We start from the raw sequence: 13,954 nt of genomic DNA on the forward strand, positions 1-13,954 counted from the left end.
CGCTCGCCCGTGCCCTCGGGATCCAGCGCCTACACGTGCTGCCGGCACCGCAGCGTGCCGATCAGGAAGCTCTCCCGGCTGTCGTCGACCAGGATCGCCTTCGTCGTGGTGGCGATGTGGGTCGCGCCCCGCGCGGGCGTGATGACTTCCTCGTTGGTGCTTTCCTCGCGGGACCGCAGCACCACGTCGTCCTGCTGCCAGAAGACGTCGGCCTGTCGCTCGGGGAAGAAGTCGTAGTCGGACTTGCCGAGGAGGTCCTCGCGCGCATGGCCGATGAGGCGGCAGAACGCCCGATTGAGGAACACCCACCGATGCGCCTGGTCCTTGATGAAGATCGGGTCGGGCGATTGATCGAGGGCGTGGTACAGGAGATGGCGACCATCGCGAGCCTCCCAGGGCGGTGCCTCGGAGGCCATCAGGCGCATGACCTCGTTGATGTGCAGCCGCGCCAGGCAGGAGGCGCCCTGGCGCTCATGCAGGCGGGCCAGCACGCGATGCACCGCGGCTTCCATCGGGACGAGTCCCGCCGCATGCGCCTGCTCCAGCAGTCGAGTGGCGACCGTCAGCGCCGCGGCGTCGTCGGCGCGGGCCAGGCGCTCCAGCCATCCGATCAGCGACCCGTCGACTTGCGGCGCAAGCAGCAGTGGCCGATTGGCCAGGAGCAGGGAGGCAGGCTGCTGCGGCGCGGTGCCCGGGTGGACGTTCTCCAGCATCCGCGGCGCGTCCGGCTCACCGACGAAGCGATAGCCTCGTCGTGGCACGGTGACGAGCAGCCTCGCTCGCCTGCTGCTGTCGCCGATCGCCAGTCGCGCCTTCTGCACCGCCACCGAGATCACGGCTTCGCCGAGGTGCCGGTTGCGCCACACCTCGTCGAGCAGACGGGCTTTCGTGACGACTTGATGCCGCCGGCGAATCAGGTAGACCAGCAGGTCGAAAGGCAAGGGCTCAAGCGGCCGGAGATGGCCCTCGAGCAGGACTTGCCGCTGCGCCACGCGTACCTCGCAGCGTCCGAAGACGAAGATCTCACCGCTCACGGACGTGGCCGGATGTTGGGATGCGCGATTGTCGAACGAACGTTGTCGCCGTCGCCACGTTCAGGTCGCCTTGGAGCCGTGGGTGGTGACTCGGTGATGACGTGGTTGGAAGTGGGCGATGGATCGGTTGTTCAAGCTTTGGAGTTCCTTTCGAACGGCCGCGCGGCGCTTGCGCAAACTGGGCGACGTCATCAGACATCCCCGAAACACGCCGTACCAACGCACGTTCAACGAAGCACGCCCATGCAGACCGCACGCTCCCACGCCCCGCACACGAAGCACCTTTTCCTCACGACCGTCCTCTGCGCCGTTCTGGCCGCCTGCGGCGGCGGCGATGACGACGCCTCTCCCGCCACGCCGCCGGTGCCGGACGCCCCGGTCGCACCGGCCGGACCGACCTTGGCCGCTTGCTTCAACCTGACGCCCGGCACGGCGTACACCATGACCGACCCCGATGGGGGAAGCACCTCCGGCAAGGTCCTCGTCGTGAACGAGAGCTTCGACGGGGCCGCCCGCAGTGGCAGCGTGGAATTCGCGGGCGCCACCGACATCCGGAGCGCCGCGAGCTATTGGTCAGCGGAGACCAACGGCATTCGCTTCTGGGGCCTCGTCGAGTACGACGAGTCCGGCACGGCGCAGGCCAGGACCGTCCATTCCGCGGCCTTCCTGCTGCCGCTGACCTTGCAGGCCGGCCAATCGACGGTCCTGAAGTACACCGACACGGTGCAGCAGCTGACCGGCCCGCAGGCCGGGCAGACCGACACCGAAGCGCTGGAGGAAACCTGGACTTTCGAGGGCTTTGAAACCCTGACGCTGGCCGGCAAGACCTTCGCCGACACCTGCCGGATCAAGACCCAGGCCGCCGCGGCCGGCGAGGACGGTCCGTCGACCTTGTGGTTCGCGAAGGGCTTCGGCGTGATCCGCGTGCGGCACACCAACAGCGCCGGCCAGGTGGTCGAGGAATCGTCGCTGAACGCTGTCACCGCGCAGCCCTGAGCGCGGCGTCGTGATGGCGGCACCTGAGGCGAATGGGCAGTCCAGGCCTCAGGTGCCATGCCGCGGGCGCCGCTGGTGGCGAGCCTGACTTGGCCTGCTGCGATTGCGTCTTCACGCGCGCTTGATCCTTCGTCGACCCGGGCTTCATCACTTCGGACTTCTTTACCCATTCGCGACCGTATCCACCGGCATTCCTGTCCGCTGGTTCGCGGGAGGGGACGTTGACTGGCCGTGGGGCCATCGGCCTCTCTTCTCAACGAATCGGAATGGAAGGATCGATATGAAGCTCAATGCTCGACTGCTGGCGGTCTCGGCGCTGATGGCGGTGTGCAGCGCCAGCTTCGCGCAGTCCACGGCCACGACCGTGCAGCGCGACGTCAATCAACAGCGCCGCATCGAAGACGGATTGAAGAGCGGCGAGTTGACTGTGCAGGAAGCCGGCAAGCTCGAACGCGAGGAAGGCCGCATCGACAAGCTGCAATCGCGGGAGTTGAAGGATGGGCATCTGTCGGACGCGGAGCGCGCTCGCCTGCGAGCCGCGCAGAACCGGGCCAGCGCCGACATCACCCGGCTCGAGAGCAATGGCCAGGTGGCTTCTCCCAATTCCCGATCGGCCAAGCGCATGGAGGCCGACGTGCAGCACAACATCAACCAGCAGCGCCGCATCGAGTCGGGACTGCAGGACGGCTCACTGTCTCGCCGGGAGGTGGGGCAGCTCGAGCGCGGACAAGCGGAAGTCAGTCACAAGGAAGCGGTCGCGGCGCACAACGGGCACATCGCGCGCGGCGAGCAGATCGCGGTGAATCGGGCGGAGAAGCATCAGAGCGCTCGGATTCATCGTGAGCGGACGGAGGCGGGTGGCGCGAACTGAGCCGGGAGGCTTGGGAGACCCGCTCCAGCATCCTGGCGCCCGAACGGTGCGCGTGGTGCTGCCGGAACCGCTCGGGTTGCGCGCTGTGGGGGTGCGCACGCGGTTGGCATCGAGCCCTTGGCTCGGAAGCGCAGCAAGAAACCGGGCAAGAAAGCAATGGTCCGCAGCACAGGGCGAGGTGGGCCAGCGCTTTGCAGACACGCCGTGGGCGTGAGGAAAGAAGCGCTACCGCGGCTCGTGAATGTCCGGGCTCTACAGCAAGCGCGCTGAACGGTCCACAACTTCAGCGAAAGACAAAAGGGCTTTTTGACGGATCCGTCTTTTCGCCTAGTTTCTCCTCCTTCTGGGGGGAATTTGAACCTGTCCCTCCTCTCTTAGACTTTTTTGCGTGGAAAGAAAAAGGACTAACAAGGCACATGCGCAAGGGAGGCTGGGTTCACACCTACGGAAAACAAACGGAACTGGCAACTGGCATGAATTTGGATGCACTAACCGGTGTTGGCCTTGAAGGGAAAGAGATTCTGAGCGAGGTTGTTTCTCGCGAAGATTCGGACGGATCGACCGCTTTCGATCTATTTCTTTGGAGGAAACTATTGTGCGACTTATTGAAGCGACCGAATTTGATGCAATTTCCGGTGGTGAAGTCGGTGCAACCGGCATGGGTGACAATTATCACTACACCGGCGAAATTGTCAGCCGCGACGACGTGATTCGATGCCTCGGGGCTAACGGTAGCAATTGGATCGAAGCCCATTGGATTTGCCTTTTCTGAATGACGGCTTAATACAAGTTGCCATTCATATGGCCGCCGTAGTGCGGCCATATTTACTGTTGGTTGGAAGTTTGGACGCGTCCAGCGAAGTCATGCGCATGATCGCTGCCCAATGTCTGGGAGGGCGAGAGTTCCGGCCCCCGCCTTTCCCGGAGATTGGCTCTTGGCGACCATTGGATATGAGCGACCTACTATTCATGATTTCGCCATGAAAATAATAGCTGCCAGTGCATTGAGGATCGCCGCATGCATCATTGTCTTTTTTGCTGCGGTCACTTTCGTCGTTGGGTGCTCTCACGTCATTTCGGACGCTTCCATGAGGATGGTTGGGCCTGCGAAGGGGAGCTACCTATTTAAGACTTCTCTCTTTTTAGGCGTGCAGTTCGCTGTCTCTGGCGCAATCTACCTCGCATATAAAAGCGCCCCGCCTCTTATATCAAAGTCGAGCACGGAGGCCCTCTTCTTTTCGCGAGGAGTCAGCCTATCGGGATTCATGCATGCAATTGTTCCTGTAATAGCAATCCCCGTCATTTCAATCGTGCTCGCCTGGGCCTCTCGGAAAGACGTCGCGATCAACGGCATCATGCGCTGGGAGCTTCTTCCCATATCTGCGGCAATAGTGATTGTCGCCGCCGCGATAGAGGAGTTTTTGTTCAGGGGCATGCTGTTGAGAATGCTGTTGCAGTACTCGAATTCGCCGGCGCTGGTCTGTCTTATTTCTCAGTCCGCCGTGTTTGCACTGTTTCATGGAGAAGCGGCAAGGGCGTCGTGGTTGAACTTCTTCGGATTCTTCTGCGTGGGGTTGTTGTTGGGGCTGGTCTATCAGGCAAGCAAGGTATTGTGGGCTCCTGTTTTAGTTCACTCGTGGTCAAACATCTGGTCCGGCCTGCTTACCGGCGGCAGCGATTCATGGTTCGCCGGGCTCCTATTCAATGAAACAATTGACTATTTCACAGCGGTGAAGCGGTTTGCGGTAGTCGCGACGGTTCTACTCCTGCTGCGATCCCTCCAGGATCGGAAAGGCTTGGCGGGGCGCAAGCTGACATAAAGTGAAAGCCTGGCGTCCCCAACTTTTCAGTTGAATCGCCTCACAAGCAGAATGAGTTCATGACGGTTGTTCTTGGAAATTCGCCTCTCTCCGTCGCCGTGAAGCTGGAGCGGTGTGCACGACCAACGGTGCATTGGACGTGGAGCGGAAATCATTTTACGGAACTTGAGCTGAAAGACTATTGCTGTGTCATTCCGGAGTTCCCAGACGCCGCGCATAGAACTGACGCAGTTTCGCTGTTTTCCGATCGATACGGTGGCGAAGGCATCGGATTCTGCGGAGGAAGCGCCCGCTGCGCTACGAGTTCGGACGTCCAAATTAAGGGCGTTGGGTTGACCCCGCTATACGGTGCAAGGCCGGGTAGCGAACCAGAGATATTGCATTCGGGCGGCACCATCGATCTTCTGGATGCGGGTCACGAGGCCATAATGAGTTCAATATGTGGCGAGGTGCTTCCCTACGGCGCCGTGCCGACGCTGGCACTAATGTCCACCGGAACATTCGCCAGAGCCGCTTTTGCAAAACCTGGAAGTCCGCCATCAGTACCTCGCGTCATCCTGTTGCGCCGTTTCGCCTGGCGTCCTGCGCACTTCCTGCGAAACATACATTTTCGCCCTCATCCGGAATTTGGAATCTCGAACGATAGCGCTCGAGTTCGATTTGCTGCGCAAAAGCTCCCGGAAATTTTTGAACGCGAACTCGGCGTGGAGCGGACCAAGATCAATGAAGGACTGCTTGCCATCGCCGCACGCTTTGCCAAGCAGCTTGCCGCAGCACACGCGAAGCGCATATTCCATGGAGGGCTGAGTGCATCAAACATCGCGCTGGACGGCCGCTTCCTTGACTTTGGCACATGCACGGCTGTACCGGCTTATCGGCGCCGCATCGGGGCGCCAAAGCCCAGCGGGGCTGATATTTGGAATCAGGGCGAATATATTGAAAGAATTCTCTTGAGCATGCGCCAGCAGCTGGAGCGCTATCTTCCCCGGCCATCAGACTACAAGATTGTTCCGACACTGGAACTCTTGCAGGAATTCCGCTGTCACCATGATGCTTGCTTGGCTATAGAGTTCTCAAAGCTGTCCGGGATTCCGGAGGATGCACTTCTATTGATGCCGAGGAGGCTGCTTGATGATGCGTACCGGTGTATGCGGGAAATTGCATTGAGAGGTAGTCGACGATATATATTGAAAGAAGGGTTTGATACCGTCAATACGTCGGCAGCTCCGCTTCAATCGATAGGCTGGCACGATCTCAACGAAGCATTGCGCGCGTATGCAGGGAGGGAGCTGGGCGGATCGACAACTTTAAGGGAAAGTTTGGGCGATCCTGTTCTGGCCGATACCTTGTCACGTTGTCTGGATGCCCTGTATTTCGCCTACCGAGGGCAGCAACCTGCCGAATATATGCGGAGTCTACGCACTCCCGCACTTCAACGGTGTCTGAGATTGAACGGGCCCCTCAGCTTTCTTGTGCGCGAGTCAATCTACGATGGGTTGCGAAATTTCGAGAAAGATCTTTCCGGGGTCGGCGATTTTATAGATTCGATCATCAAAAACGCCGTTCATATCCTCTCTGACTAACATCCTTGGTCCTGTCAAGCTCTTTCCAGATGAAATGTACTACGACGTAGCGGGCGTGAAAGGCGAGGCCGATGTCAATCATCGACGCGCCAATGAAGATATAGGTGCCATGGTGCGGTTCGCTGGTGCTCGACCCAGCCATGGTGGAACGTCTTTGGCGCGTTTTTCGCATGCGCTGTCGTTCGCGCATGGCCTGGGTCAGACGAAGGTGTTCTATAACGGGTTTGGGCAGTGCACGGGGTTTGTTGTGTGGGCCTTATTGGTTCCCGATGTGGAGCGTCGAGTTATAAGAACCAAACGCTTGGAACTGCATGACTTCGAATGGAACGAAGGCGACAGTCTTTGGATCATCGACTTTTTGATCAGGCCTGGCTCTCTTAGGCCGGCTCTGGAATACATGCGGGACGAACTCTTTAAGGATTACAGGACAGTGAGCTATGGCCGGAATCGGAACGGTGAACTGGTCTTCAAAAGAGCCGGCCGTGACAGCAAATCGGCTTTCTGGTCTTCAGCCGGCGATCCCAGCAGGGAGGGACTTGAGGTTGCGCACTCTTGTCCAACCCGAGGCAAGCGAATATGGAAATAGTTTCGCCAGCGACGCTCGCCAACCGGTGACTTGCGCTACCTGCTCACCGTGCTTCGGCGGTAGTTGCCCGTACGCCGCCGGCGTGGCGGAGGAACGAATCCCCAGAAGGCGCCTATGAGCGCCGGGGTTCTCCCAGTTCCCCGCTTCATCCCCCCATTTCTGCAGTCTGTCGCCCCCCGCTGGGGGCGGGCCGGGGGCGGTTGATATGGTGTGCTACATCAGCAACACACCGGCGCCCCGGCGCCTCGCGTCATGCACAGCTGGAACGATCAAGCGCCGATCTATCAGCAGCTCGCCGACCGCCTCGCGTCGCAGCTGCTGGACGGCGATCCCCCCGAGGGCGAGGCGCTGCCATCCGTGCGCGCGCTCGCCAGCCAGTACCTCATCAATCCGTTGACCGTCAGCCGCGCGCTGCAGGCCCTCGTGGACGAGGGCCTGGTCGAGAGCCGCCGCGGCCTGGGCATGTATGTCCGCGATGGCGCCCGCGTCCGGCTGCTGCGCAGCGAGCGCGAGCAGTTCCTCCAGGAGGAATGGCCCCGCCTGCGGGAGAAACTTCGCCGCCTGGGCCTCCGCCCCCAGGACCTGAATTGGGAGGACGCATGAAGACGCTCATCGAGGCCAGCCACCTGAGCCTCCACTACGGCCGCAAGGCGGCCCTGCAGGACCTGACCTTCTCCATCCCCGCCGGCCGCGTCGTCGGCCTGCTCGGCCACAACGGCGCCGGCAAGACCACGCTGATGAAGACGCTGGTCGGCCTGAAGCAGCCCACCGGCCAGCTCCGCGTGCTGGGCCTGGACCCGCATGCGGACCGCGCCCGGCTGCTGACCTCGCTCTGCTACATCCCCGACGTCGCCGTCCTGCCCAGCTGGGCGCGGGTGTCGGAGCTGATCCGCCTGATGGCCGGCCTGCAGCCGCGCTTCTCCACGGAGCGCGCCCGCCAGCTGCTGCGCCGCACCTCCGTCGGCGAGAACGACAAGGTCAAGCACCTGTCCAAGGGCATGGTCACCCAGCTGCACCTGGCGCTGGTCGCGGCCATCGACGCGAAGCTCATGATCCTGGACGAGCCCACGCTCGGGCTGGACGTGATGTCGCGCAAGAGCTTCTACGAGATGCTCATCGACGAGTGGTGCGACGGCGAGCGCTCCGTGCTGATCTCCACCCATCAGGTGGAGGAGGTCGAGTCGCTGCTGTCGGACGTGATCATGCTGGACGAGGGCCGGCTGGTGCTGGACATCTCGCTGGCGGAGATGGACGAGCGCTTCGTGGCGCTGTCGCACGATCCGGAGGCCGCCGAGGCCGTCGCGGCCAACCACCCGCTGCTGCGCTACCGCGTGCAGGGCCGGCCGGCCGCGCTGTTCGACGGCGTCGCGCCGGACACCGTCGCTCACCTGGGGCAGCGCGTGCGCCCCAGCCTCGTGGACCTGTTCATGGCCCTGACCCGCAAGCCCGAGATCCAGGCGCGCACGCCGGAATCGGCCTGACCCGCGACCCCTCCTCAAGGACATCCCATGACGCTCTTCAACACGCTGCTGCTGCGCGAGTGGCTGCAATACAAGCGCGCCTGGCTCGGCCTGGTGCTGGTGCCCATCCTGGTGCTGCTGGCGCTGGTGCCGTTCAGCCAGGTCGACGGCATCGACGTGCCCAGCCCGGAGCCGGTCGCGCTGATCGCCGGCCTGCTGACGGTCGCGCTGGTGCTGACCCTGGCCATGGCCGTCTCCGGCTACCAGCTGCTGGGCCTGGCCCGGCGCGACCAGCAGGACTGCTCGATCGAGTTCTGGTCCTCGCTGCCCGGCAGCCATGCGGCGAGCCTGGGCGCACCGATCGTCGCGCACGGCGTGCTGATGCCGGCGGTCGCCGTGCTGCTCGGCGTCGCCGGTGGCGTGGTCGTCGGCTCGGCGATGGCGTTCAAGGAGTTCGGCCTCTCGGCGCTGCAGCAGACGCAGTGGGCCGCGCTGTTCCAGGCCACGCTCTGGCTGAGCCTGCGGCTGGTCGTCGGCGTGGTGCTGGCGTCGCTGTGGATCGCGCCGATCGCACTGGCGCTGATGGCGGCCTCGGCCTGGCTCCGGCGCTGGGGGGCGCCGCTGCTGGTGATCGGCGTGGGCGCCTTCCTCAAGATCTACAAGGACGAGCCCGTCGCCCAGACGCTGAAGCAGCTGCTCAAGACGCAGATGGAAGGCGTCGCCAGCGCCTGGGTGCAGAGCGGCACCCGGCTGATCGTCGAGTCCAACGGCGACGGGCGGCTCGACATGCAGGACTTCTTCGACATGCTGTTCCGCTTCCCCGACTTCGCCCGCGACGGCCTGCCGCAGGTCCTGCATGCGGCGCTGCATCCGCAGTTCTTCGGCGGGCTGGCGCTGGCCGGCGTGTGCTTCTGGCTGCTGGTGCTGCAGCGCAAGCGCAGTCTCTGATCCGCGGCGCCGGGCGCGCTCGAGGGGCCCCGCCAGCGCGCGGGGCTTCCTTCATCCGACGGTCGGGAACGGGCTGACGCCGATGAGCGCGCGGTGCAGTCCAGCCACGAATACGATCCAGACCACGACGCCGATCGCCACCGCGATCGCGGTCCCGCGCGCGGTGCCGGCCGGCGGGCGTGGTTCGGGCCGACGCCGCGCCGAGCGGTAGTCCAGGACCGCCCAGACCAGGAAGGCGCCGAACAGCACGAGGTCCGCGACGGTGTTGTTGGCCAGCAGGTGGCCCAAAGCCCAGAGCTTCACCGCCAGCACCATCGGGTGCCCCAGCCTGGCCTTGAGGTGGTTGCGCGGCACGTAGGCGGCCGCCAGCAGGATCAACGACCCCAGCATCAGCAGCCCCGCCAGGTGATTCATGCCGCGCGGCGTCGCCCAGAGTGGATGGGGATCGAGTCGCGCCTGGCCATAACCCCAGAGGATGAGCAGCAGGCCGACGAGGGAAACGGCGGTGTAGCTCAACTTCCAGCGGCGCTCGCCCCAGGCGGCGAGGCGGGCGTCGCGCCAAGCCGGCGCGACGATGCGGACCGAATGCGGTCCGAGGAACAGGATCAATCCGAGGATCAGTGCCCACATGGTGAAGTCGCTCCTTGTCGGCGCGGACTATGCCCGCGCCGGGAGCGGCTCACCAGTGCGGTCCGGATCAAGAGACCGTTGTCGGTGACGGGGCGAATGCGGGCGGGACGGGGGCCGTGGGCGAGGCTCGGACCTGGCGCAGGTCGCCTTCGGCATGGTCGAGCCAGGCCAGCGCGGCCAGCAGCGCCAGCAGGGCGACGGCGATGCCGAGCGCCCGCAGCAGGACGCGGCGCCAGCGGTGATCGGACGCGGGGCGCGGCGCGGACACGTGCGCGCCGCCGAGGCGGGCGGGGGCTTTCATGGCGGAACTCCAGCGAGGCTTGCCGCCGGGCTCAGGGCAGCACGGCGCCCAGGCCCCACAGCAGCGCCGGGTAGACCGCGCCCCAGGCGACCGCGAGGATCGCGACGGCCTTCATGCCGAGGAAGATCGGCGGGACATGCTTGGCGGTGACGGATGGCTTCGACATGGTGCGCTCCTGGAGCTGTCAGCTCATATCGTGCAAACGGCGTGCCAACTTGCGCCGTTGACTGTCGAATGCGTCAAAAACACAGCGTTACGCGGGCTTGACGAGCAGGACATGCCCGTCCGTGATCGACGTCACGGTGGTCACCTCCCCTCACGTGGCCCGTCACGTGGCCCGTCCCGCGGCCGCGTCGGCCCTCAGGCGCTCCGGTCCACGCGCAGCGCCAGCAGGACGGAGGTGTGCGTCTTGATCACGCCTTCGATCTCGCCGATCTCGTCCAGCAGCGCGTCCAGCCGCGCCGTGCTGTCGGCGCGCAGCGTCGCCATGTAGTCGAACTCCCCGCTGACGGACGCCAGCTGGCGCAGCTCCGGCAGCCGGGAGAGCCGCTTCACGACTTCCCGGCCTGCGCGTGGCTGCACCGTGATGCCCACGAAGGCCTGCACGCCGCGCTCCACCGCCTCGCCGCCCAGCCGCACGGTGTAGCCGGCGATCAGGCCCTCCGCCTCCAGCCGCGCCAGCCGCGCCACCACCGTGGTGCGTGCCACGCCCAATTGGCGGGCGAGGTCGGCGGTGCTCGCGCGGGCATTGGCCTGCAGCAGCGCGATCAGCTCGCGGTCGGTCTGGTCGCGCAGCGTCGCCGGCGTGGCGGGTGAGGGCTGGGGCGCGCTCTTCTTCGCGTTCATGAGGGCCTCGGCGAATCGTGATGGAGTGCTCGGGATAAACCCTTGTTTTCGCCGGAATGAATGATCCTGCCGACGAATCGTCAGCATAGAGGCGTTTTTCGTCGAAGTCGCGCTTTCTTTCGTCAGCAGAGGTTCCGACACTGCGGCCATCGCATCTCTCCGGCGTGCTGCGCGCGCCGGGACCTCTTCTTCCAGAATCACAAGGAGCACGACATGAAAGTGGCATTGCTGGGCGCCGGACACATCGGCCAGACGATCGCGCGACTGCTGCAGGGCAGCGGCGACTACCAGGTCACCGTGATGGACAAGAACGCCGCCGCGCTCAAGCACCTGGCCGGCCAGGGCCTGTCGACGAAGACCGTCGACACCGAGGACAAAGGCCAGCTCGCCGCCGCGCTGCGCGGCCATGACGTCGTCGTCAACGCGCTGCCGTACCACCTGGCGATCACCGCCGCGCACATGGCGCTGGAAGCCGGCTGCCACTACTTCGACCTGACCGAGGACGTGGCCGCCACCAAGGAGATCAAGCGCATCGCCCAAGGCGCCAAGACCGCCTTCATGCCGCAATGCGGCCTCGCCCCCGGCTTCATCGGCATCGTCGCGCACCACCTGGCCAAGCGCTTCGATTCGCTGCAGGACGTGAAGATGCGCGTGGGCGCGCTGCCCGCCTTCCCGACCAATGCGCTGAAGTACAACCTGACTTGGTCGGTCGACGGCCTGATCAACGAGTACTGCCACCCCTGCGAGGCCATCCACGACGGCGCCGCGATCTCCGCGCTGCCGCTCGAGGGCCTGGAGCACTTCTCGCTCGACGGCGTCGAGTACGAGGCCTTCAACACCTCCGGCGGCCTGGGCACGCTGTGCGAGACCTGGGAGAACAAGGTCCGCAACCTGGACTACAAGACCGTCCGCTATCCGGGTCACCGCGACCTGATGATGTTCCTGCTCGACGACCTGGCGCTGAAGAACGACCAGGAGAAGCTCAAGGACATCATGCGCAAGAGCATGCCCGCCACGATGCAGGACGTGGTGCTGGTGTTCGTGACTGTCTCGGGCATGAAGAACGGCGTGCTGATGCAGGAGGTCTTCGCTCGCAAGATCTTTGCCGAGCGCGATAGCGAGCAGCCGCTGTCGGCCATCCAGATCACCACCGCCGCCGGCATCTGCGCCGCGGTCGACCTGTTCCGCGAAGGCAAGCTGCCGCAGTCCGGATTCATCCGCCAGGAAGAGGTCGCGCTGCCGGACTTCCTCGCCAACCGCTTCGGCAAGGCCTATCAGCAGTCGCGCCAGGTCGAATCGATCGGCTGAAGGAGAATCCCGCGATGACTACCACCACCGACCTGCTGGCCGCCCTGGGCGTGCCGAGCGCCGCCTTCACCGGCGGCTCCATGACCGTCCGCAGCCCGATCGACGGCGCGGTGATCGGCGCGGTCCACGAGGCCAAGCCCGCCGACATGACCGCCGCGATCGCCCGCGCGCAGCAAGCTTTCCTGGCCTGGCGCACCGTGCCGGCGCCCAAGCGCGGCGAGCTGGTCCGCCTGTTCGGCGAGGAACTGCGCGCCAACAAGGCCGCGCTGGCCCGCCTGGTGTCGCTGGAAGCCGGCAAGGTGACCAGCGAGGGCGAAGGCGAAGTGCAGGAGATGATCGACATCTGCGACTTCGCCGTCGGCCTGTCGCGCCAGCTGCATGGCCTGACCATCGCCAGCGAGCGCCCCGGCCACCGCATGATGGAGCAGTACCTGCCGCTGGGCGTGGTGGGCATCATCTCGGCCTTCAACTTCCCGGTCGCGGTGTGGGCGTGGAACTCGGCGCTCGCGCTGGTCTGCGGCGACACCTGCGTGTGGAAGCCCAGCGAGAAGACCCCGCTGACGGCGCTCGCGACGCAGGCGCTGTTCGAGAAGGCCGTCGCCCGCTACCAGGGCGCGCCGGCGCATCTGTCGCAGGTCCTCATCGGCGGCGCGGCCGTCGGCGAGGCGCTGGTCGACGACACGCGCGTCGCGCTGGTCTCCGCCACCGGCTCGACCCGCATGGGCCGCGCGGTCGGTCCGCGCGTCGCGGCGCGCTTCGGCCGCTGCCTGCTCGAGCTGGGCGGCAACAACGCGATCATCGTGACCCCGAGCGCCGACCTGGACCTGGCCGTGCGCGGCATCCTGTTCGGCGCCTACGGCACGGCGGGCCAGCGCTGCACGACGACGCGCCGCGTCATCGCGCACGAGTCCATCCATGACGAGCTCGTCGCCCGCCTGGACCGCGCCCGCGCGCAGCTCAAGATCGGCAGCCCGGTCGAGCCCGGCAACCTGATCGGCCCGCTGATCGACCAGGGCGCCTTCGACGCGATGCAGTCCGCGCTGAAGGCCGCGCGCGAGCAGGGCGGCGAAGTCAGCGGCGGCGAGCGCGCGCTGGCGTCGCAGTACCCGGAGGCGTTCTACGCGGTGCCGGCGCTGGTCCGCATGCCGGCGCAGACGGACATCGTCAAGCACGAGACCTTCGCGCCCATCCTGTACACGCTGAAGTACAAGACGCTGGACGAAGCGATCGCGCTGCAGAACGACGTGCCGCAGGGCCTGTCCTCGGCCATCTTCACGAACGACATCCGCGAGGCCGAGACCTTCGTCAGCGCTAGCGGCTCCGATTGCGGCATCGCCAACGTGAACATCGGCACCTCGGGCGCAGAGATCGGCGGCGCCTTCGGCGGCGAGAAGGAGACCGGCGGCGGGCGCGAGTCCGGTTCGGACGCGTGGAAGGCCTACATGCGCCGCACCACCAATACCGTCAACTACTCGCGCGAGCTGCCGCTGGCGCAGGGCGTGAAGTTCGATGTCTGAGCGCGCAGGCGAACTGAAGGTGCAGAGCGCGCTGAGCCTGCGCGTGGCCGAGGC

16 protein-coding genes are annotated in these 13,954 nt (G+C 64.9%); 11 read left to right on the forward strand and 5 right to left on the reverse strand.

What is annotated here, in order from left to right:
* Positions 1–29 precede the first annotated feature (29 nt).
* Complete coding sequence (locus tag FHT38_RS24635) at positions 30–1,034, reverse strand: PAS domain-containing protein (RefSeq protein WP_183493519.1); 1,005 nt, start codon at positions 1,032–1,034, stop codon at positions 30–32.
* A 243-nt stretch (positions 1,035–1,277) separates the two neighbouring features.
* Between FHT38_RS24635 and FHT38_RS24640 the strand changes: the two genes are divergently transcribed.
* From FHT38_RS24640 to FHT38_RS24680, 9 genes are all read left to right on the forward strand, one after another.
* Positions 1,278–2,030, forward strand: a complete 753-nt coding sequence (locus FHT38_RS24640; RefSeq protein WP_183493520.1) for a hypothetical protein — start codon at positions 1,278–1,280, stop codon at positions 2,028–2,030.
* 280 nt (positions 2,031–2,310) lie between these two features.
* Positions 2,311–2,901 (forward strand): hypothetical protein, encoded by a 591-nt coding sequence (locus FHT38_RS24645; protein ID WP_183493521.1) that lies wholly within the window; start codon positions 2,311–2,313, stop codon positions 2,899–2,901.
* Between the two features lie 416 nt (positions 2,902–3,317).
* Positions 3,318–3,611, forward strand: a complete 294-nt coding sequence (locus FHT38_RS24650; RefSeq protein ID WP_183493522.1) for a hypothetical protein — start codon at positions 3,318–3,320, stop codon at positions 3,609–3,611.
* A gap of 270 nt (positions 3,612–3,881) precedes the next feature.
* Positions 3,882–4,721: a CPBP family intramembrane glutamic endopeptidase gene (locus FHT38_RS24655; protein WP_183493523.1), complete on the forward strand. Its 840-nt coding sequence runs from the start codon at positions 3,882–3,884 to the stop codon at positions 4,719–4,721.
* 59 nt (positions 4,722–4,780) lie between these two features.
* Entirely contained in the window at positions 4,781–6,304 is a 1,524-nt protein-coding gene (locus FHT38_RS24660; RefSeq protein WP_183493524.1) for a hypothetical protein, read from the forward strand.
* A gap of 34 nt (positions 6,305–6,338) precedes the next feature.
* Positions 6,339–6,890, forward strand: a complete 552-nt coding sequence (locus FHT38_RS24665) for a toxin-activating lysine-acyltransferase (protein ID WP_183493525.1) — start codon at positions 6,339–6,341, stop codon at positions 6,888–6,890.
* Positions 6,891–7,142: 252 nt separating this feature from the next.
* Complete coding sequence (locus FHT38_RS24670; RefSeq protein WP_091731914.1) at positions 7,143–7,493, forward strand: GntR family transcriptional regulator; 351 nt, start codon at positions 7,143–7,145, stop codon at positions 7,491–7,493.
* Complete coding sequence (locus FHT38_RS24675; RefSeq protein WP_183493526.1) at positions 7,490–8,371, forward strand: ABC transporter ATP-binding protein; 882 nt, start codon at positions 7,490–7,492, stop codon at positions 8,369–8,371. The genes FHT38_RS24670 and FHT38_RS24675 overlap by 4 nt, the downstream gene beginning before the upstream one ends.
* A gap of 27 nt (positions 8,372–8,398) precedes the next feature.
* On the forward strand, positions 8,399–9,298 hold the full coding sequence (locus tag FHT38_RS24680) for a hypothetical protein (protein ID WP_183493527.1): 900 nt from the start codon (positions 8,399–8,401) through the stop codon (positions 9,296–9,298).
* 51 nt (positions 9,299–9,349) lie between these two features.
* On the opposite strand, the gene FHT38_RS24685 is transcribed toward FHT38_RS24680, so the two are convergent.
* The 4 genes from FHT38_RS24685 to FHT38_RS24695 form a co-directional block, all read right to left on the reverse strand.
* A complete protein-coding gene (locus FHT38_RS24685) occupies positions 9,350–9,928 on the reverse strand; it encodes an NnrU family protein (protein WP_183493528.1) in 579 nt (192 codons plus the stop codon).
* Positions 9,929–9,995: 67 nt separating this feature from the next.
* On the reverse strand, positions 9,996–10,229 hold the full coding sequence (locus FHT38_RS24690) for a hypothetical protein (RefSeq protein WP_183493529.1): 234 nt from the start codon (positions 10,227–10,229) through the stop codon (positions 9,996–9,998).
* 31 nt (positions 10,230–10,260) lie between these two features.
* Positions 10,261–10,395, reverse strand: coding sequence for a hypothetical protein (locus FHT38_RS25510; protein ID WP_255488915.1), 135 nt, complete (start codon positions 10,393–10,395; stop codon positions 10,261–10,263).
* Positions 10,396–10,589: 194 nt separating this feature from the next.
* A complete protein-coding gene (locus FHT38_RS24695; RefSeq protein WP_147239856.1) occupies positions 10,590–11,075 on the reverse strand; it encodes an Lrp/AsnC family transcriptional regulator in 486 nt (161 codons plus the stop codon).
* A 213-nt stretch (positions 11,076–11,288) separates the two neighbouring features.
* Between FHT38_RS24695 and FHT38_RS24700 the strand changes: the two genes are divergently transcribed.
* Together FHT38_RS24700 and FHT38_RS24705 are read left to right on the forward strand one after the other, a co-directional pair.
* The gene (locus FHT38_RS24700; RefSeq protein ID WP_183493530.1) at positions 11,289–12,383 is read left to right on the forward strand and encodes a saccharopine dehydrogenase family protein; all 1,095 of its coding nucleotides are present in this window, start codon (positions 11,289–11,291) and stop codon (positions 12,381–12,383) included.
* A 14-nt stretch (positions 12,384–12,397) separates the two neighbouring features.
* Entirely contained in the window at positions 12,398–13,900 is a 1,503-nt protein-coding gene (locus FHT38_RS24705) for an aldehyde dehydrogenase family protein (RefSeq protein WP_183493531.1), read from the forward strand.
* Positions 13,901–13,954: the final 54 nt, after the last annotated feature.

It is taken from the genome of Mitsuaria sp. BK041 (genome assembly GCF_014193085.1).
GTDB lineage: Bacteria > Pseudomonadota > Gammaproteobacteria > Burkholderiales > Burkholderiaceae_C > Roseateles.

Excerpts from the sequence above, each read along its gene's own strand:
- FHT38_RS24675 (WP_183493526.1), top strand. The coding sequence starts at position 7,490 with ATGAAGACGCTCATCGAGGCCAGCCACCTGAGCCTCCACTACGGCCGC.
- FHT38_RS24695 (WP_147239856.1), bottom strand. The coding sequence starts at position 11,075 with ATGAACGCGAAGAAGAGCGCGCCCCAGCCCTCACCCGCCACGCCGGCG.
- FHT38_RS24680 (WP_183493527.1), top strand. The coding sequence starts at position 8,399 with ATGACGCTCTTCAACACGCTGCTGCTGCGCGAGTGGCTGCAATACAAG.
- FHT38_RS24690 (WP_183493529.1), bottom strand. The coding sequence starts at position 10,229 with ATGAAAGCCCCCGCCCGCCTCGGCGGCGCGCACGTGTCCGCGCCGCGC.
- FHT38_RS24665 (WP_183493525.1), top strand. The coding sequence starts at position 6,339 with ATGTACTACGACGTAGCGGGCGTGAAAGGCGAGGCCGATGTCAATCAT.
- FHT38_RS24705 (WP_183493531.1), top strand. The coding sequence starts at position 12,398 with ATGACTACCACCACCGACCTGCTGGCCGCCCTGGGCGTGCCGAGCGCC.
- FHT38_RS24700 (WP_183493530.1), top strand. The coding sequence starts at position 11,289 with ATGAAAGTGGCATTGCTGGGCGCCGGACACATCGGCCAGACGATCGCG.
- FHT38_RS24640 (WP_183493520.1), top strand. The coding sequence starts at position 1,278 with ATGCAGACCGCACGCTCCCACGCCCCGCACACGAAGCACCTTTTCCTC.
- FHT38_RS25510 (WP_255488915.1), bottom strand. The coding sequence starts at position 10,395 with ATGTCGAAGCCATCCGTCACCGCCAAGCATGTCCCGCCGATCTTCCTC.
- FHT38_RS24650 (WP_183493522.1), top strand. The coding sequence starts at position 3,318 with ATGCGCAAGGGAGGCTGGGTTCACACCTACGGAAAACAAACGGAACTG.
- FHT38_RS24645 (WP_183493521.1), top strand. The coding sequence starts at position 2,311 with ATGAAGCTCAATGCTCGACTGCTGGCGGTCTCGGCGCTGATGGCGGTG.
- FHT38_RS24670 (WP_091731914.1), top strand. The coding sequence starts at position 7,143 with ATGCACAGCTGGAACGATCAAGCGCCGATCTATCAGCAGCTCGCCGAC.
- FHT38_RS24660 (WP_183493524.1), top strand. The coding sequence starts at position 4,781 with ATGACGGTTGTTCTTGGAAATTCGCCTCTCTCCGTCGCCGTGAAGCTG.
- FHT38_RS24685 (WP_183493528.1), bottom strand. The coding sequence starts at position 9,928 with ATGTGGGCACTGATCCTCGGATTGATCCTGTTCCTCGGACCGCATTCG.
- FHT38_RS24655 (WP_183493523.1), top strand. The coding sequence starts at position 3,882 with ATGAAAATAATAGCTGCCAGTGCATTGAGGATCGCCGCATGCATCATT.